This is a genomic window from Kitasatospora sp. NEAU-CNBT7, from assembly GCF_057220535.1.
The window spans coordinates 119,416-137,281 of the sequence record NZ_JBXQQB010000007.1; the positions used below are offsets into that span (position 1 = coordinate 119,416).

20 protein-coding genes and 1 pseudogene are annotated in these 17,866 nt (G+C 71.0%); 3 read left to right on the forward strand and 18 right to left on the reverse strand.

Translation table 11 applies throughout. The features are described 5' to 3' along the window. The first annotated feature begins 67 nt into the window (after window positions 1-67). Window positions 68-382, forward strand: coding sequence for a hypothetical protein (locus AC2TEW_RS12155; RefSeq protein WP_484623377.1), 315 nt, complete (start codon window positions 68-70; stop codon window positions 380-382). Window positions 383-385: 3 nt separating this feature from the next. Here the strand turns inward: AC2TEW_RS12155 and AC2TEW_RS12160 are convergent, their stop codons facing one another. Both AC2TEW_RS12160 and AC2TEW_RS12165 read right to left on the reverse strand, forming a co-directional pair. Beyond that, on the reverse strand, window positions 386-1,054 hold the full coding sequence (locus AC2TEW_RS12160; RefSeq protein WP_484623378.1) for a response regulator: 669 nt from the start codon (window positions 1,052-1,054) through the stop codon (window positions 386-388). A 529-nt stretch (window positions 1,055-1,583) separates the two neighbouring features. Continuing rightward, a pseudogene (locus AC2TEW_RS12165) lies at window positions 1,584-1,721 on the reverse strand (histidine kinase); the annotation flags it as partial. On the opposite strand from AC2TEW_RS12165, the gene AC2TEW_RS12170 reads away from it, so the two are divergent. Together AC2TEW_RS12170 and AC2TEW_RS12175 are read left to right on the forward strand one after the other, a co-directional pair. Beyond that, window positions 1,675-1,911, forward strand: coding sequence for a hypothetical protein (locus AC2TEW_RS12170; protein ID WP_484623379.1), 237 nt, complete (start codon window positions 1,675-1,677; stop codon window positions 1,909-1,911). The pseudogene AC2TEW_RS12165 and the gene AC2TEW_RS12170 overlap by 47 nt on opposite strands. Before the next feature lie 495 nt (window positions 1,912-2,406). Continuing rightward, on the forward strand, window positions 2,407-2,940 hold the full coding sequence (locus AC2TEW_RS12175) for a hypothetical protein (RefSeq protein ID WP_484623380.1): 534 nt from the start codon (window positions 2,407-2,409) through the stop codon (window positions 2,938-2,940). A 44-nt stretch (window positions 2,941-2,984) separates the two neighbouring features. Here the strand turns inward: AC2TEW_RS12175 and AC2TEW_RS12180 are convergent, their stop codons facing one another. The 16 genes from AC2TEW_RS12180 to AC2TEW_RS12255 form a co-directional block, all read right to left on the reverse strand. Next, window positions 2,985-3,557: a cob(I)yrinic acid a,c-diamide adenosyltransferase gene (locus tag AC2TEW_RS12180; RefSeq protein WP_484623381.1), complete on the reverse strand. Its 573-nt coding sequence runs from the start codon at window positions 3,555-3,557 to the stop codon at window positions 2,985-2,987. Window positions 3,558-3,571: 14 nt separating this feature from the next. After that, window positions 3,572-4,192 carry a Uma2 family endonuclease gene (locus tag AC2TEW_RS12185; protein WP_484623382.1) on the reverse strand — a complete coding sequence of 207 codons (621 nt, stop codon included), beginning with the start codon at window positions 4,190-4,192 and terminating at the stop codon, window positions 3,572-3,574. A gap of 190 nt (window positions 4,193-4,382) precedes the next feature. Then, window positions 4,383-4,883, reverse strand: a complete 501-nt coding sequence (locus AC2TEW_RS12190) for a DUF2550 domain-containing protein (RefSeq protein ID WP_033824079.1) — start codon at window positions 4,881-4,883, stop codon at window positions 4,383-4,385. Between the two features lie 128 nt (window positions 4,884-5,011). Continuing rightward, a complete protein-coding gene (locus tag AC2TEW_RS12195; RefSeq protein ID WP_484623383.1) occupies window positions 5,012-5,392 on the reverse strand; it encodes a F0F1 ATP synthase subunit epsilon in 381 nt (126 codons plus the stop codon). A 210-nt stretch (window positions 5,393-5,602) separates the two neighbouring features. Beyond that, on the reverse strand, window positions 5,603-7,048 hold the full coding sequence (gene atpD / locus AC2TEW_RS12200; protein ID WP_484623384.1) for a F0F1 ATP synthase subunit beta: 1,446 nt from the start codon (window positions 7,046-7,048) through the stop codon (window positions 5,603-5,605). Between the two features lie 2 nt (window positions 7,049-7,050). Then, entirely contained in the window at window positions 7,051-7,965 is a 915-nt protein-coding gene (locus AC2TEW_RS12205) for a F0F1 ATP synthase subunit gamma (protein ID WP_484623385.1), read from the reverse strand. A gap of 32 nt (window positions 7,966-7,997) precedes the next feature. Next, a complete protein-coding gene (gene atpA / locus AC2TEW_RS12210; protein WP_033824075.1) occupies window positions 7,998-9,572 on the reverse strand; it encodes a F0F1 ATP synthase subunit alpha in 1,575 nt (524 codons plus the stop codon). 158 nt (window positions 9,573-9,730) lie between these two features. After that, a complete protein-coding gene (locus tag AC2TEW_RS12215; protein ID WP_033824074.1) occupies window positions 9,731-10,546 on the reverse strand; it encodes a F0F1 ATP synthase subunit delta in 816 nt (271 codons plus the stop codon). Beyond that, window positions 10,543-11,097, reverse strand: a complete 555-nt coding sequence (locus AC2TEW_RS12220) for a F0F1 ATP synthase subunit B (protein ID WP_484623386.1) — start codon at window positions 11,095-11,097, stop codon at window positions 10,543-10,545. The genes AC2TEW_RS12215 and AC2TEW_RS12220 overlap by 4 nt, the downstream gene beginning before the upstream one ends. 41 nt (window positions 11,098-11,138) lie before the next feature. Further along, the gene (gene atpE, locus AC2TEW_RS12225) at window positions 11,139-11,366 is read right to left on the reverse strand and encodes an ATP synthase F0 subunit C (RefSeq protein WP_030909515.1); all 228 of its coding nucleotides are present in this window, start codon (window positions 11,364-11,366) and stop codon (window positions 11,139-11,141) included. Window positions 11,367-11,449: 83 nt separating this feature from the next. Continuing rightward, window positions 11,450-12,280 (reverse strand): F0F1 ATP synthase subunit A, encoded by an 831-nt coding sequence (gene atpB, locus AC2TEW_RS12230; protein ID WP_350637988.1) that lies wholly within the window; start codon window positions 12,278-12,280, stop codon window positions 11,450-11,452. A 279-nt stretch (window positions 12,281-12,559) separates the two neighbouring features. Then, window positions 12,560-12,994, reverse strand: coding sequence for a Cg1360 family ATP-synthase-associated protein (locus AC2TEW_RS12235; protein ID WP_033824071.1), 435 nt, complete (start codon window positions 12,992-12,994; stop codon window positions 12,560-12,562). A 345-nt stretch (window positions 12,995-13,339) separates the two neighbouring features. Then, a complete protein-coding gene (locus AC2TEW_RS12240; RefSeq protein ID WP_484623387.1) occupies window positions 13,340-14,701 on the reverse strand; it encodes an MraY family glycosyltransferase in 1,362 nt (453 codons plus the stop codon). Window positions 14,702-14,876: 175 nt separating this feature from the next. After that, window positions 14,877-16,157 carry a serine hydroxymethyltransferase gene (gene glyA / locus AC2TEW_RS12245; protein ID WP_484623388.1) on the reverse strand — a complete coding sequence of 427 codons (1,281 nt, stop codon included), beginning with the start codon at window positions 16,155-16,157 and terminating at the stop codon, window positions 14,877-14,879. Between the two features lie 204 nt (window positions 16,158-16,361). Continuing rightward, on the reverse strand, window positions 16,362-17,003 hold the full coding sequence (locus tag AC2TEW_RS12250) for an arsenate reductase/protein-tyrosine-phosphatase family protein (protein ID WP_484623514.1): 642 nt from the start codon (window positions 17,001-17,003) through the stop codon (window positions 16,362-16,364). Window positions 17,004-17,038: 35 nt separating this feature from the next. Then, the gene (locus AC2TEW_RS12255) at window positions 17,039-17,686 is read right to left on the reverse strand and encodes an L-threonylcarbamoyladenylate synthase (RefSeq protein WP_033824068.1); all 648 of its coding nucleotides are present in this window, start codon (window positions 17,684-17,686) and stop codon (window positions 17,039-17,041) included. Between the last annotated feature and the right edge of the window lie 180 nt (window positions 17,687-17,866).

A 17,866-nucleotide genomic window follows, 5' to 3' on the forward strand; every position in this document is an offset into this window, starting at 1 on the left:
GCCCCGGCGGGCTCCGTGGTGAGATTGAGGAGTGTGATCTGTGCCGGACCGACGGGAGGTTGGCGCGTTGACCGCTGTGCATCCGCTGCTGGCACTGCTGCTCAGCCTGGTGGTGGTCGCCGTCCTGGTGCTGCTGCTGCGCTGGACGTACCGGCGCGGCGGTTCGCTGGTGGCCCGCCCCCCGCACCCCGGCAACCCCGACGAGTACGGCCTGCTGGTCACCGTCGCCGCACCCGCCGACCCCGCCGAGGCGGCCCGGCTCGGCGGCCTGCTGACCGCCGCCGGCGTGCGGCACACCCTCGTGCAGACCACCGCCGGGCCCCGGCTGATGGTCTGGGCGGGTGACGCCGAACGGGCGAGATCCGCACTGGACCGCAGCTGACGGTCACTCGGACGGCAGCACGCCCAGCTCCTGGGCGAGGATCGCGGCCTGCACCCGGCTGCGCAGCCCGAGCTTGGCGAGGATCCGGCTGACATGGGTCTTGGTGGTCGCCTCGGCCATCTCCAGCCGGGCCGCGATCTCCCCGTTGGACAGCCCGGCACCGAGACAGCCCAGCACCTCGCGTTCGCGCGGCGTCAGCGAGGACAGCGCCGCCCACCCGTCGGCGGCCGCCGGCCCGCCCGCCGGGCCAGGACGGGCGAAGGTCCTGATCAGCCGCCGGGTGACGGAGGGCGCCAGCATGCCGTCCCCGCGCGCCACCGCCCGGACCCCCTCCACCAGGTCGTCCGCCTCGACGTCCTTGAGCAGGAAGCCCGCGGCCCCGGCCCGCAGGGCGCCCCACACGTACTCGTCCAGGTCGAAGGTGGTCAGCACCAGCACCTGGGCCGACCCGGCGGCGACCACCTGCCGGGTCGCCGAGACCCCGTCCAGCCGGGGCATCTGGACGTCCATCAGCACCACGTCCGGGCGCAGCCCGGCGGCCAGCCGGACGGCCTCCTCCCCGTCGGCCGCCTCCCCGACCACCTCGATCCCCGGCTCCGCGCGCAGGATCATCACCAGCGCGGCCCGGACCGCCGCCTGGTCCTCCGCCACCAGCACCCGGACCACCGTCATCGGGTCCCTCCCCTCTCCCCGGCCTCCCCGGCCCCCGCACCGTCCCCGCCGGCCGCGGCTCCCGCGGCAGCACTGCCCGCACCCGCCACCACCCCTGGTCCGGCCCCGCCTCCAGGACCCCGCCGAGCAGCTGCGCCCGCTCCCCCATGCCGACCAGCCCGGCCCGCGCCCCGAGCGGCGCCCGGCCCTCGCCGGGCCGGTACGGGCTCTCCGTGACGATCTCCAACTCCTGCGCCCGGTAGCCGATCCGCAGCCGTACCGTACCCGCCGCCGCGTGCTTGAGCGCGTTGGTCAGCGACTCCTGGACGATCCGGTAGGCCGCCAGCTCCACCGGCGCCGCCAGCTCGCCGCGCTCACCGCTCTCCTCGGCCTCGAAGGCCAGCCCGGCACCCCGCCCGGCCGCCCTGGCCTGGGCGAGCAGGGCATCCACGGCGTCCAGCCTGGGCGCCGCGTACGACTCCTCCGGGTGCTCCTCGCGCAGCAGTCCGATCATCCGGCGCATCTCCGCCAGGCCCTGGACGCTGTTCTGCCGGATCACCGCCAGCGCCTCCACCAGCGGCTCGTCCTCGGCCCTGGACTGCCGGCGGGCCAGCGACTGCGCGCCGGTCGCGTGGATGGCGATGGCCGAGAGGTGGTTGGCGATCACGTCGTGCAGCTCACGGGCCATCCGGGCGCGCTCCGCGGTCACCGCGCTGCGGCGGTCCAGCTCGGCCAGCAGCGCGGTCTGCTCGGCCCGCAGCCGGGCGCTCTCGGTCTGCTCCCGCTGGCGCCGCATCAGGTCCCCGGTCCACACCGGGGCGATGAACACCAGCCCGCACAGGCCCACCACCAGCAGCGCGTCCGAGACCTCCCCGTAGGTCGCCGTCAGGCCGCTGAGCACCACCGTGGTCGCCGCGCCGGTCAGGTGCAGCACCCGGGACATCCGGGGCGGCCCGTACAGGGTGGCCGCGTACAGCAGGTCGGTGTACATCACCACGGTGGCCAGCACCGACCCGGCGACCAGGTTCACCGCCAGGACCGGCCCGCCCAGCGACACCGCCCAGATCGGCCGGGTCCGCCGCAGCAGCTCCAGCGCCGCCATCGCCACCAGCGGCAGCACCAGCAGCCAGGGCGGCACCTGCCCGCGGTTGTCGTACGCGCCGAAGCCGATCAGCAGCAGGCCGGCGGCCAGGCCCGCGACGGCGACCGCCTGGTCCTGCCGGCGGGGGGAGAGTCTCACACCGGCCATCCCATCATCCGCCAGGCCCGGCCGGCACCGACCGCACGGACGAGACGCCGTACATCGAAGGTCGCACCCGGTGCGGCACCCCGCGACGATGACCCGGCGACGGCCGCCGGGGCAGGCTGGAGCCATGTTCCCGATCATCGTCGCCGGTGAGATCGGCTTCTGGGTGCTGCTCGTCCTGGCGCTGGCCGCCCGCTACCTGCTGCGGTGGCGGACGGCGAGCACCGTGCTGCTGATCGGCCTGCCGCTGACCGACCTGGTGATCCTCGCGGCGACCGTCCACGACCTGCGCTCCGGCGCGGTCGCCGACTGGTCCCACGGCCTGGCCGCCGCCTACGCGGGCTTCTCGGTCGGCTACGGCCACGCGCTGGTGCGCCGGGCCGACGCCCACGCCGCACACCGCTTCGCGGGCGGCGAGCGGCCGGCGAAGCCGCCGAAGTACGGCCGCGAGCGGGCCGCCCACGAGTGGCGGATCTTCGGCCGGACACTGGTGGCCGCCGTCGTCACGGTGGCCCTGATCGCCGGCGTCCAGTGGCTGACCGGGGACGCCGCCCGGACCGCCGGCCTCGACCAGTGGTACCTGCGGATGGCTGCCGTCACCGGCATCAGCCTGCTGATCGCCGCCAGCTACACGCTCTTCCCGAAGCGGGAGCGGCACTGACGGTCCGGGGGCCGGGGGTCCGGCGGTCCGGCGGGTCAGTGCATCTAGCGGTTCTCCCCGGGGACCCACAGCACGTCACCGCGCTCCTTGTTGGCCACCCGGGCCAGGATGAACAGCAGGTCGGAGAGGCGGTTCAGGTACTTGGCGGTGAGCGGGTTGACGGTCTCCCCGTGCAGCTCGATCGCCGCCCAGGTGGCCCGCTCGGCCCGCCGCACCACGGTGCACGCCAGGTGCAGGTACGCGGCGCCGGGGGTGCCGCCGGGGAGGATGAAGCTGCGCAGCTTCTCCACCTGCTCCAGGTAGTGGTCGCAGTCCCCCTCCAGGCGGTCCACGTAGCTCTGCAGCACCCGCAGCGGCGGGTACTTCGGGTCCTCCACCACCGGGGTCGCCAGGTCCGCGCCGACGTCGAAGAGGTCGTTCTGAACCCGCGTCAGCACCGCCACCACGTCCTCGGACAGCGCCCCCGCGGCGAGCGCCACCCCCAGAGCGGCATTGGCCTCGTTGGTGTCCGCGTACGCGATCAGCCGGGGGTCGGTCTTGGTGGTGCGGCTCATGTCCCCGAGAGCCGTCGTGCCGTCGTCACCGGTGCGGGTGTAGATCCGCGTCAGATTCACCATGGCGGCCAGCCTAGTCAGGCCCCGCGCGGCCCACCCGTGATTGCGACGCCGATCACAAAGCCCTTGGCCGGGCCCTCGGGGATCGTGACCTCCGTGCCGTACGGCATCCGCACCTCGGCCTCGTAGGTGGCCTTCTCCGGATCGGGCGCGGTCAGCACCGTGACGTGCCCAGGGCCGTCCAGCTCGTCGATCACCAGGTAGACGGGAATGCCCGCCCGTGCGTAGGCCCGCCGCTTGCGCACCAGATCCCGGGTACGGGACTCGTGCCCCGGCGAGACGACCTCGGCGACCAGCAGAACGCGCTCGGCCACCGCCCCCAGCCCCTCGGGGTCCAGGACCTCGGTGAGGTCTTCCGGTGCGATCAGGACGTCCGGGATCCAGACCTTCCGCCCGAAGATGACGTTCGTGTCCTGGTGGGCCGCCTGGTCACCGCCGGCCAGAAACGTGTCCAGTGCGCGCCGCAGCCTGTTGGCAGCCAACGAGTGGCTGCCGCGTCCGGTAGGTGACACCTCGATGAACCCCTCTACGATCTCCGCCCGATAGCCCTCGGGGAGTTCGAGAGACCTCCACGCCTGCCAGAGCACCTCGTCCAGGTCCGGAACAAGGCCGAAGTCAAGATCGGGCTCGTGCGCCATAGCGGTCATTGAGAGCACACCTCCTCCGTACAGTGTGAGCGGGCCGAGTGCCGTGGCACAACCAACGCTCCGACGCTAGGGCGCCGACAGGTCGTACGGAAAGGGATCCCAGGGAAGCCACCGGGAAGGGTTAACCCCCGCTACGCGACTCCCCCACCCTCCGGGCGGGAGGTGCCCCCAATCTCCGTCGCTACGCGACGTTGACCCTCTGCCCCGGGGGGGCCGCCTCGAGCCAGGCGAGGAAGCCGGTGAGGGCGTCGTCGCTCATGGCGAGTTCCAGCGGGGCGCCGTTGTGCAGGCAGCGCAGGACGACCGAGCCGGACAGCAGGGCGAGTTCCTCCTGGCCCTCCGGGTAGCGGCGGCCCAGCACCTCGATCTCGGTCCGGGGCAGCACCCGCCGCGGGCGGGGCGCGTAGGAGAACACCCGGAACCACTCGATGGAGTCGCCGCTGTACCGGCCGATACCAAAAACCCACCCCTTGCCGTCGGTCACCGGGACCGGGGCGGAGGTGGGCTGTCCGTTCTCGTCGAGATCGGGCCGCGTGGAGGCGTCGGCGGGCATTTTCAGCCGGAAGCTGCAGTCGAACGTGCCGCCGACCCGCTGGATCACCCGGCGGCGTACCGCGAAGGCGACCAGGCCGGCCACTCCGAGGGCCACCACCGTCGCACACACCACAAGGGCGAGGACCATGCTCACCGACCTCCTCGCTACCTGCGTCCCCGTTGCGGTCGTATCAACGACCGCCCTGTCCTACCAACTGATACGACAGTCCCGGGGTCACGCAATCGCGTCCCCGGGACCGTCGGTTCGACTTCCGCTCAGGCGGCCTTGAGACCGCGGGCCGCCACCAGGCGGACCTCGGCCCGGCGCTCGGCGTGCGCGTCGAGCTCGCTCTGGGCGCTCTCCAGCGCGCGCTGGGCACGGGCGACGTCGATCTCGTCCGCCAGCTCGGCCACCTCGGCGAGGATGGAGAGCTTGTTGTCGGCGAAGGAGATGAAGCCACCGTGGACGGCGGCGACGACGGTGCCGTCGTTCACCGTGCGGATGGTGACCGGACCGGTCTCCAGCACGCTCAGCACCGGGGTGTGGCCCGGCATGATGCCGGTGTCACCGGAGGCCGTACGGGCGACAACGATGGTGGCCGCACCGGACCACACCTTGCGGTCGGCTGCGACCAGCTCGACGTGCAGCTCAGCCAACGTGGGCTCCTAGGCTCTCGCCGGGGAATCGGAACAGCCCGATTACCCGGCAGTTTCGGTAAGAATAACGGGCCCGCGCCCCCGGCATGAAACCAAGGGCCCGGAGATGACCGGGATCACAGCCGCCGTGTGCCGTGAGGGGTGGCCCCCGGGAGCCCGGGGACCACCCCTCACGTACGGTCGGCCATCATGCCGGCCGGTTACAGCTGGTTACTTCTTCGCCAGGTCGGCGGCGTTCTTCTCGAGGTCCTCGATGCCACCGCACATGAAGAAGGCCTGCTCCGGGACGGAGTCGTACTTGCCGTCCGCGATCGCGTTGAAGGCCTCGATGGTCTCCGACAGCGGCACGGTCGAACCCTCGACGCCGGTGAACTGCTTGGCGACGTAGGTGTTCTGCGACAGGAAGCGCTCGATACGACGGGCCCGGTGGACCGTGATCTTGTCGTCCTCGGACAGCTCGTCGATACCGAGGATCGCGATGATGTCCTGGAGGTCCTTGTACTTCTGCAGGATCCCCTTGATGCGCACCGCGGTGTCGTAGTGGTCCTGCGCGATGTAGCGCGGGTCCAGGATGCGGGACGTGGAGTCCAGCGGGTCGACGGCCGGGTAGATGCCCTTCTCCGAGATCGGACGGGAGAGAACCGTCGTCGCGTCGAGGTGGGCGAAGGTGGTGGCCGGGGCCGGGTCGGTCAGGTCGTCCGCGGGGACGTAGATCGCCTGCATCGAGGTGATCGAGTGACCGCGGGTCGAGGTGATGCGCTCCTGGAGGAGGCCCATCTCGTCGGCCAGGTTCGGCTGGTAACCCACCGCGGAGGGCATCCGGCCGAGCAGGGTCGACACCTCGGAACCGGCCTGGGTGAACCGGAAGATGTTGTCGATGAAGAGCAGAACGTCCTGCTGCTCCACGTCACGGAAGTACTCCGCCATGGTCAGCGCGGACAGCGCGACCCGCAGACGGGTGCCCGGCGGCTCGTCCATCTGGCCGAAGACCAGCGCGGTCTTGTCCAGAACGCCCGAGTCGACCATCTCGTGGATGAGGTCGTTGCCCTCACGGGTGCGCTCGCCGACACCGGCGAACACCGACACACCACCGAAGTTCTCGGCGACGCGGTAGATCATCTCCTGGATCAGAACGGTCTTGCCGACACCGGCACCACCGAACAGACCGATCTTGCCACCCTGGACGTACGGGGTGAGGAGGTCGATGACCTTGATGCCGGTCTCGAACATCTCGGTCTTGGACTCGAGGTCCTTGAACTCCGGGGCCTTGCGGTGGATCGGCCAGCGGACCTCGACCTGGGACTCGAACTCGGCCTTGTCGACGTTCAGCACCTCACCGAGGGCGTTGAAGACCTTGCCCTTGGTGATCTGGCCGACCGGCACGGAGATGGCCGCACCGGTGTCGGAGACCTGCGCGCCACGGACCAGGCCGTCGGTCGGCTGCATCGAGATGCCGCGGACCAGGCCGTCGCCGAGGTGCTGGGCGACCTCGAGGGTCAGGGTCTTCTTGCCCGAGCCGTCGGGGTTGTCCACCTCGACGTGCAGGGCGTTGAACATGTCCGGAATCGCGTCGACGGGGAACTCCACGTCGACGACCGGGCCGATGACCCGCGCGACGCGGCCCGTCGCCGTGGTCGGCTCAACAGTGGTGGTCATTCTCATTCGCTCCCCGCGCTAGCGTCGGCCAGCGCGTTGGCGCCACCGACGATCTCGCTGATTTCCTGGGTGATCTCGGCCTGACGGGCCGAGTTGGCAAGCCGCGTGAGCGACTTGATGAGCTCGCCCGCGTTGTCGGTCGCGCTCTTCATCGCACGCCGGCGGGCGGCGTGCTCCGAGGCGGCCGACTGCAGCAGCGCGTTGTAGATCCGGCTCTCGACGTACCGCGGCAGCAGCGCGTCCAGGACGCCCTCCGCCGACGGCTCGAAGTCGTACAGCGGAAAGATCTCCGACTTGGCCGGCTGGTCGTCGCTGAGCTTGACCTCGTCGAGCTTGAGCGGCAGCAGCCGCGCGTCGACCGGGGTCTGGGTCAGCATCGACTCGAACTTGGTGGACACCAGGTGGAGCTCGTCCACGCCGCCCGTCTCGGCCGTGAAGGCCTCGATCAGGTCGACCGCCACGGCCTTCGCGTCGCCGTAGGTCGGCTTGTCGGAGAAGCCCGTCCACGACCCCGCGACCGTGAGGTCGCGGAAGTTGTAGTACGAGACACCCTTACGGCCGACGATGTAGGTCACCACGTCCTTGCCCTCGGCACGCAGCCGCGCGGAGAGCGCGAGCGCCTGCTTGATGGCGTTGGTCGAGTAGCCGCCGGCCAGACCGCGGTCCGCCGTGATCAGCAGCACCGCAGCGGTCTTGGCCTGCGGGTTCTCGGTGGTGAGCGGGTGCTTGGCGTTGGACCGGGTGGCCACCGCCGTCACCGCCCGGGTGAGCTCATCGGCGTACGGAGTGGAGGCGGCCACCGCGCGCTGCGCCTTGACGATGCGCGACGCGGAGATCATCTCCATCGCCTTGGTGATCTTCTTCGTCGCGGTGACAGAGCGGATCCGGCGCTTGTAGACCCGAAGCTGTGCTCCCATGGGTCGTTACGTCCTTTCCCTCGTTACCGGACTCAGGCCTGCTCGGACAGGAGCTTGCCGTCAGCCGTGGTGAAGCCCTGCTTGAAGGCGTTGATCGCCTCGGTCAGCGCGTCGATCGTGCCGTCCTCGAGCTTCGAGGTCTCGACGATGCCCGCCAGCAGGTCCTTCTTCTCGATCCGCAGGTGGTCCAGGAACTCGCGCTCGAAGCGGCGGATGTCCGCGACCGGGACGTCGTCCAGCTTGCCGGTGGTGCCGGCCCAGATGGAGACGACCTGCTCCTCGACCGGGAACGGCTGGTACTGGCCCTGCTTGAGCAGCTCGACCATGCGCGCACCGCGCTCCAGCTGGGCCTTGGAGGCCGGGTCCAGGTCGGAACCGAAGGCGGCGAACGCCTCCAGCTCGCGGTACTGGGCCAGGTCCAGGCGCAGGCGGCCGGCGACCGACTTCATGGCCTTGATCTGGGCCGAGCCACCGACGCGGGAGACCGAGATACCGACGTTCACGGCCGGGCGGATGCCGGCGTTGAACAGGTCGGACTCCAGGAAGCACTGGCCGTCGGTGATGGAGATGACGTTGGTCGGGATGTACGCCGAGACGTCGTTGGCCTTGGTCTCGATGATCGGCAGACCGGTCATCGAGCCCGCGCCCAGCTCGTCGGAGAGCTTCGCGCAGCGCTCCAGCAGGCGGGAGTGCAGGTAGAAGACGTCACCCGGGTAGGCCTCGCGGCCCGGCGGGCGGCGCAGCAGCAGCGAGACGGAGCGGTAGGCCTCGGCCTGCTTCGACAGGTCGTCGAAGATGATGAGGACGTGCTTGCCGTCGTACATCCACTCCTGGCCGATGGCCGAGCCGGTGTACGGGGCGAGGTACTTGAAGCCGGCCGGGTCGGAGGCGGGAGCAGCCACGATGGTGGTGTACTCCAGCGCGCCGGCGTCCTCCAGGGCGCCGCGCACGGACGCGATGGTGGAGCCCTTCTGGCCGACGGCGACGTAGATGCAGCGGACCTGCTTCTTCGGGTCGCCGGAGCGCCAGTTGTCGCGCTGGTTGATGATCGTGTCGATCGCCACCGCGGTCTTGCCGGTCTGGCGGTCGCCGATGATCAGCTGACGCTGGCCGCGGCCGATCGGGGTCATCGCGTCGATGGCCTTGATGCCGGTCTGCATCGGCTCGTGCACCGACTTGCGGACCATGACGCCCGGGGCCTGCAGCTCCAGGGCGCGGCGGCCGCTGGAGGCGATGTCACCCAGACCGTCGATCGGGTTGCCCAGCGGGTCCACGACGCGGCCGAGGTAGCCCTCGCCGACCGGCACGGAGAGGACCTCGCCGGTGCGGTGCACCGTCTGGCCCTCCTCGATGCCCGAGAACTCACCGAGGACGACGACACCGATCTCGCGGGTGTCGAGGTTCAGCGCGAGGCCGAGGGTGCCGTCCTCGAACTTCAGCAGCTCGTTGGCCATGACCGAGGGCAGGCCCTCGACCTTGGCAATACCGTCCATGGCCTCGGTGACCGTGCCGACCTCTTCACGCGAGGCCGCGTCCGGCTGGTACGACTGGACAAAGTCGGCCAGCGCGTCCCGGATCTCCTCCGGACGGATCGTAAGCTCCGCCATCAGGCTTCCCTGCTCTCCTAGTTTGCGATCCTCGGCCCGCCATTGAGGGCCGCAAGTACTCGACTCTCGGCCGGGTCAGGTGAACCGGCCGTACGTTTTGCCGGCCCACCCTGAGTGGAACCGACGCCCGACCGAGGGTCGGATGATGCTTGGTGTGATCAGCCTTCGAGGACCTGGCGAGCGCCTTCGAGGCGGCTCGACACGGTGCCGTCGATGATCTCGTCACCGATCTGCACCCGGACTCCGCCGCGGACCTCGGGGTCGACGGCGATGTTCAGGTGCACCTGGCGGCCGTACAGCCCGGCCAGGGCAGCGGCGAGCCGCTCCTTCTGGACGTCCGACAGCGGGACCGCGGCGGTGACCAGGGCCACCACCCGTCCGCGACGGGCCGCGGCGAGCTTGGAGTAGGACTCCAGGCCCTGCTCAAGGCTACGTCCACGCGGGTTGGTGACCAGGGCGGTGACCAGGCGGACGGTGCCCGCGTTGGCCTTGCCGCCGAGCAGCTTCTTGATCAGCTCCGCCTTGGCGGCGGTGCCGGCCTTCGGCTCGGTCAGCGCGGAGCGCAGCTCGTGCGAGCCGCTCACCACCCGGCCGAACCGGAACAGCTCGTCCTCGACGTCGTCCAGCGCACCGGCCTTGTCGGCGGCGGTGATCTCGGCGAGTGCCGAGAGCTCCTCCACCGAGTCGACCAGGTCGCGGGCGCCCGACCAGCGGGAGCGGACCAGGCCGGAGACCAGGTCGACGGTCTCGCCGGAGACCTGCCCGGACAGCAGCGAGGAGACCAGCTGGGCCTTGTCCTGGCCGGACCGCGAGGGGTCGGTCAGGACGCGGCGCAGCGAGACCTCGCGGTCCAGCAGGGCGGTGACGGCGGTGAGCTCCTCGGCGAGCTTGGCCGAGTCCACCGAGGTGTTGTCGGTCAGGCTCTGCAGGTTCTCCCGGCCGGCGGCCAGGGCCTCGCGGCTGGCGCCGATCACTTGGCGCCCGCCGAGGAAGCGGCCTTGCTCTCCAGGTCGTCCAGGAAGCGGTCGATGACACCGCTCTGGCGGGCGCTGTCCTCCAGGGACTCGCCGACGATGCGGGAGGCCAGCTGGGAGGCGAGCGAACCGACGTCCTGACGCAGGGCGGCAGTCGCCTGCTTCTTGTCGGCCTCGATCTGGGCGTGACCGGCAGCGACGATGGCCTCGCGCTGACGCTGGCCCTCGGCGCGCATCTCGGTGATCAGGGCAGCGCCCTGCTCGCGGGCGTGCTCGGTGATCCGAGCGGCCTCGTGACGCGCCTCGGCGAGCTCGGCGCGGTACTGCTCCAGCAGGGCCTGGGCCTCGGCCTGCGCGGCCTCTGCGCGCTCCATGCCGCCCTCGATGGCGTCACGGCGCTCCGACAGCACCTTCTCGATGCTGGGGAGGAGCTTCTTGCCGAGGAGACCGAAGACGATGAAGAAGCAGAGCAGGCCGATGATGACCTCGGGCCACGCGGGGAGGAGCGGGTTCATCTGCTCCTCCGCCGCGAGGGCGAAACCGGGGTTCATATCAGAACCTTTCGTCGAAAAGGGCTACCGGTGTGCCGGACTTACTTGCCGTAGACGAACGGCATGACGATGCCGATGAGCGCGAGCGCCTCGGTCAGCGCGAAGCCGATGAACATGTTGGAGCGGATCAGGCCGGCAGCCTCGGGCTGGCGGGCCATGGCCTGCACACCGTTGCCGAAGATCAGACCGACACCGATGCCGGGGCCGATCGCGGCGAGGCCGTAGCCGATGGAAGCGACGGAACCGGAAACCTCAGCGAGAGCGGACATCTCTGCTAATCCTTTGCGGGATGGAGAACCGGTGGTGGTTGGCCACCGGGAGTTCAGGGGGTGCAGCCGTCGGGCTGCGGGGCTCAGTGCGCCTCTTCGAGGGCACCGGCGATGTAGCTGCTGGCCAGCATCACGAAGATGTAGGCCTGCAGGAACTGGACCAGCAGCTCGAAGGCGGTGAGGGCGACGGCGACCACGAAGGAGACCGAGCCGTAGAGCGCGCCGATGCTCGGGCTGAGCAGGTACCAGGAGGCGACCGAGAACACCACGATCAGCAGGTGGCCGGCGAACATGTTCGCGAAGGCTCGCACCGCGAGGGTGAAGGGACGCACGAAGATGTTGGAGAAGAACTCGATCGGCACCAGGATGAACATGACCCAGCCGGGGATGCCGGACGGCCAGCAGAGGTTCTTCAGACCGCCGACGAAGCCGTGCTTCTTGAAGGTCAGCGTCATGTAGGTGATCCACACGATCGCCGCGAGCCCGACCGGGAAGGCGATCTTCGACATCACCGGGAACTGGGCGAACGGGATGATGGACATGATGTTCATGATCCACACGAAGAAGAACATCGAGACCAGCATCGGGACGTACTTCTCGCCCTTTTTGCCGATGGTCTCCAGCACGATGCTGCGCTTGACGAAGTCGTAGCCGATCTCGCCGACCAGCTGCAGCTTGCCGGGGAGCAGCTTCGGCTTCGCGAAGGCCGCCCAGAAGAAGCCGACGACCAGCAGCGCGCAGATGATCGACAGCAGCATCGGCTTGTTGAAGTCGATGCCGCCGACGGTGAAGATCGGCTTGAAGTCGAACTCGTTCAGGCCGGGGGCGGGGAAGCCGCAGCCGGAGTTCAGGTGGCACCCGGCCTCAGAGGCAAGCTGCCTTACGTCAGCACCCACCACAGACTCCTTCGTCATGACGCATGGTTACGGCAACCTCGGTGTGTCGGCGTGGCCTGCGGCCACGGAGCGGCACTGGAACTTGATGGAAATCTCGCTGACCCCAGGCGGCCTCGTTCACAGCCGCGGAATCTTCGAAGACCAGTCGGAATCGGGGGGCGATGCGTCCGAGCGGTATGCGTTCACCGCTTGGAGGGACCAGGCCGCATCCCGTACTCCGTTGTTGCGACGGACGATAGCAGCCCGTCAGCAGGGCATAAACACCGCCCCCCTCGCGCGGGGGACAGCCGGCGCTCGTCACTGTTGACGCTCCGACGAGGAGTCCTTGCGCTCGGAAGCGTCGGGGTCGACGTAGAAGATCTTGGCCTTCATCGCACCGCGCACCTGGAAGCCCGTCCAGATCAGAGCGCAGCCGAGCAGCGTGAAACCGAAGACTTTGGTGTCGAAGAGTGAGGTGTGTTTGAACACTGCGAGAACAATGCCCACCAGCAGGATCTGCGTGGTGTACACCGCCAGCGCGGCGGGCATGAGGAGCTGCGCGTTGTTCCTGGTGAGCCGGTCGAGTGCGACCTGGCCGAAGCTGAAGAACGCCATCACCAGCAGCGTTGCGAAGACCGCGCCGAGCAGACCCTTGGTCCCCACGACTGCGGTGGAGATCGCGGCGGCGATCAATCCGGCGACCGCAGTGGGGATTGCGGCGCCGCGGATGATCCGGGCGTCGTGGGACGGCATGTCGGCAGCTCCGGCGGCATGTCGGTGTGGCGGGGACGGGCACGGGGGTGCGGCGGTGGCGCCGCGCCGAGAACCCCGACCGCGGGGCAACCGCTCGACGGTCGACCCGTCGAGGGAGACCGACCGGGGACGGAAGTCCTCCACCTGTCAGGTCTTTCGGCGTGTTCTCGGTACTCGTGAACGGTATCACAAACTATTTGATGAGAGCTTTACCATGAACGTGTGGCACCTGTCACACTGGCGGCCCAATCCTGCGGCCATATGGGCCAGGGGACTTGACGGATGATCAGCCCGGACGGACCGCCGTCCGGCCCCTGTCGGGCCAGACCCGCCGGACCCGCCGGATCAGCCGCGCCGCTCCGCGTGCGAGCCGACCGCGGTGGCCCCGGTGCCGAGCCGGCCCAGCAGCGCCTTGTCGTCGGCGGAGAGCTCCGACATGGCCGGCGCGGCCTGCTCCGCGGCCTTCCCCGCGGCCACCCCGGCGGGGGCCGGGGCGGCGGCCGCAGCGGCCGGGGCGGCGGCAGCGGCCGCCTCCTGCGGGCCCTTGCGGTAGCGCGGCGGGACGAAGGCCTGGACGGCGCGCGGCGCGTGCGGGCGGAAGCGCGGCATCAGCAGCACCACCAGGCCGACCAGGCAGAGCCCGGCCAGCGCCAGCACCACGGTCCGGCCGGTGTTGGTGACCGAGAAGGCCACCGTGCCGAAGGCGATCAGCGCGGCCCAGAAGTACATGATCAGCACGGCCCGGCTGTGCGAGTGGCCGACCTCGAGCAGGCGGTGGTGCAGGTGCTGCTTGTCCGCCGCGAACGGCGACTTCCCGGCCCAGGTGCGGCGCACCACGGCCAGCAGCAGGTCGGCCAGCGGCAGCGCGATCACGGTCAGCGGCAGCAGCAGCGGGATGTAGGTCGGCACCAGGGCGTGCACGGTGGCGGTCTGCGAACCGGTCTGGTCGGTGACCAGGTCCGGGTCGACCCGGCCGGTGATGGAGATCGCCGCGACCGCGAGCATCAGGCCCAGCATCATCGAGCCGGAGTCGCCCATGAAGATCCGCGCGGGGTGCAGGTTGTGCGGCAGGAAGCCCAGGCACATCCCGATCAGCACCGCGCTGAACAGCACCGCGGGGGCCGCGTCGTTGATCCCGTACCCGTACCAGAGCCGGTAGGAGTACAGGAAGAAGGCGCCCGCAGCGATGCAGACCATGCCGGCGGCCAGGCCGTCCAGGCCGTCGATGAAGTTCACCGCGTTGACCATGACGACCACCAGCGTGACCGAAATGATCATGCCCTGGGTGGGGGTGACGGCCACCGGGCCGACACCGGGCACCGGGATGGAGATCACCGTGATGCCCTGCCAGACCATCACACCGGCGGCGATCATCTGACCGCCCAGCTTCACCAGCGCGTCGACGCCCCACTTGTCGTCCAGCACGCCCAGCACCCACATGATCCCGGCGCCGGACAGCAGCGCCTTCACGTCGGCGCTCTGGATGAAGAGCCGGCCCAGGTGGGTCAGCTGGGAGGCGACCAGCAGGCCCGCGCACAGGCCGCCGAACATCGCGATGCCGCCCAGGCGGGGGGTCGGCTCCCGGTGCACGTCCCTGGCCCGGACCGGCGGCATGGCGCCCGCCAGGATGGCGAACTTCCGCACCGGGCTGGTCAGCAGGTAGGTCACGGCCGCCGTGACGAACAGCACCAGCAGATACTCACGCACCACTGGCCTCCTGGTTCACGATCCGACGGTCGAGTACGGAGCGTACTGCGCCGCGCGGCCGGGGCGGGCTGGTTCGGGGTTCGAGGTGCGTCGCCACGGTGCACACCTTATTGAGTCGGACGCTCCGGACGTGCATCGCGGTTCGCCCTGGCGGCCACCCGGCTCCCCCGCAACGCTACCGGCGGCCCGCGAAGGCCCGCGCCAGCGCCTGCACCCGGCCCCTGATCCGGGCGTCCGCGCCGGAGTCGAGCACCTGGGCGATCAGGGTGCCGACCTCGGCCAGTTCCGTCTCCCCCATGCCCTGGGCCGCCACCGTACCGGTGCCCAGCCGGATGCCCGAGGCCTCGGAGGGGGGCGCGGGGTCGAACGGCAGAGCGCACTTCCCGAGCATCAGGCCGGCGCCCGCGCAGCGCCGCTCGGCCTCGGCGCCGGACAGGCCGAAGCCGCTGATGTCGACGGTCACCAGGTGGGTGTCGGTCCCCCCGGTCAGCGGCCGGGCGCCGCCGGCCGCGAGCGCACCGGCCAGGGCGCGGGCGCCGGCCACCGCCCGCCCGATGTACGCGGCGTACTGCGGGGTACCGGCCTCCAGCAGCGCCACCGCCTTGCCGGCCACCTCGTTCATCGCCGCCCCGCCCTGGGTGAACGGGAAGACCGCCCGGTCGATCCGGTCGGCCAGCTCCGCGGTGCACAGCAGCAGCCCGCCGCGCGGCCCGCGCAGCAGCTTGTGGGTGGCGGCGACGGTGACGTCCGCGTACGGCACCGGGGAGGGCGCGGCGCCCGCGGCGACCAGGCCGATGGTCTGCGCGGCGGAGGCGACCAGGTAGGCGCCCACCTCGTCGGCGATCTCCCGGAAGGCCGCCCAGTCAAGGTGCCGGGGGTGCGAGATGCCGCCGGCGATGATCGCCTTCGGCCGGTGCGCCCTCGCCAGGTCGCGCACCTGGTCGAGGTCGACCGTCCCGTCGCCCGCGCGGACGCCGTAGCCGACGAAGTCGAACCAGCGGCCGGAGAAGTTGGCCCGCGAGCCGCAGCTCAGGTGGCCGCCGTGCTGCAGCGACATCGACAGCACCGCGTCGCCGGGCCGCAGCAGCGCCGCGTAGGCCGCCAGCATCGCCGAAGTGGCGGACCGGGGCTGGACGTTGGCGTGCGGGGCGCCGAACAGGGCGCGGGCCCGGTCGACCGCCAGCAGCTCGACCGTGTCGGCCGGCGCGCAGCCGGTGTGGTGGCGGTGGCCCGGGTAGCCCTCGGCGTACTTGTCGATCAGCGGGCCGCCGAGCGCGGCCAGCACCGCGGGGCTGGTGAGGTTCTCGCCGGCCAGCAGCTGGAGGGAGTCGGCCCGCCGTTCGCCCTCGGCCGCGAGCAGGTCGGCGACCAGCGGATCGGCCTGTCGCAGGGCGGCGGAGGCCGTCCAGGAGGCGGGGGTCTCGGTGGAGCCGTGCACGGTGTCGGTGACGGTCATGGCAGCGCTCCGGGGCAGCGGCGGGCGAGGTGCTTCCAGCGTAGGACGGCACCGCCGTCCGGGCCCGCCCGCGCGCGCCGGGGTACACCCGTCAGGGCGGGGGCACCTCCTGAGCACCCGACAGACACACTTCGATCACAGCACCCCCCGGAGTCCTCCCCATCCGGGGCGCGTCGGACCGCCGCGGGCAGCCCGGGAGCCCGATCAGTGGCCGGCCGGCACCCCGGTCAGCGCCGTCACCACCGGGTCGAGGGCGTCGAATATCTCCTCGCCGCAGTTGCGGAACATGCCGATCGGCGCCCCGTACGGATCGTCGACCTCGTCGAACTCCGGTGAGGACGCCAGCAGCCAGCCGCGCAGCGCGGCCGCCGAACGGACCAGCGCCCGGGCCCGGTCGGTGAGCCGGGAACCGTCGTCGGCGTACGGCAGCGTGCCCGGGTCCACCCGGCGCACCAGCCGGGTGAACTCCTTGAGCGTGAACGTCCGCAGCCCGGCCGAGTGCCCCATCGAGATCACCTGCGCCCGGTGGTCGAGCGTCGCGGTGAGCACCAGATCGGCCTCGATGACGTGTTCGTCCAGCAGCTCGCGCCCGGCGAAGCCGGCCGTGTCGGCGCCGTACTCACCGAGCACGGTGGCGGCGTGCGCCTCCATCGGCGCGCCCTCGTGGCCCCAGGTCCCGGCGCTCTCCACCACGATCCGCCCGGCGGTGGCCGGGGCGAGCCTGGTGTCGAGTTCGAGCCGGGTCAGCCGCTCGGCGATCGGCGAGCGGCAGACGTTACCGGTGCAGACGAAGAGGATCCGGAAGGTGTCGAGCGGACGGGGCACCACGGCCAGGGCGGAGGGTATGCCGGGGTCGGCGCCGTGCAGCGAGGCGGCGGCCGTCAACTGCCGGCCTCCAGGTCCGGAACGACCTCCCTCAGCTGCTCGACGCTGATCGCGCCCGCCCGCAGCACCACCGGGACCTTGCCGGTGACGTCGACGATGGTGGAGGCCGTCGCGTGGTCGGCCTGCCCGCCGTCCAGGTAGACCGAGATCGCGTCGCCCAGCTGGCCCTCGGCCTCGTCGCAGGTGGCCGGCGACGGGCCGCCCGTGCGGTTGGCGCTGGAGACCGCGAGCGGGCCGGTGGCGTTCAGCAGCTCGATCGCGACCGGGTGCAGCGGCATCCGGACCGCGACGGTGCCCCGGGTGTCCCCGAGGTCCCAGCGCAGCGAGGGCTGGTGCTTGGCGACCAGGGTCAGCCCGCCCGGCCAGAACGCGTCGACCAGCTCCCAGGCCTGCTCGGAGAAGTCCGTGACCAGCCCGTGCAGGGTGGTCGGCGAGCCGACCAGCACCGGCGAGGGCATGTTCCGCCCGCGCCCCTTGGCGGCGAGCAGCGCCGCCACGGCCTCCGGGGAGAACGCGTCCGCGCCGACCCCGTAGAGGGTGTCGGTCGGCAGCACCACGAGCTCGCCGCGGCGGATCGCGGAGGCGGCCTCACGCAGACCGGTGGCGCGGTCCCCGGCATCGGCGCAGTCGTAACGGCGGCTCATCGGTACGGTCCCCTTCCGAGATGGCTCAAGCTGATCTGCTGTGCGGGCGGCCCCGCGGCGACGCCGGGCCCGTTCACGACGACGCCCTGCGGGCGGCGGTACTGCGCACGGTGTCGTACGGCGCTGACTTCCTCACAACGACGCCCAGCGGGCGGTCGTACTGCGCCGGACTCTTCACAA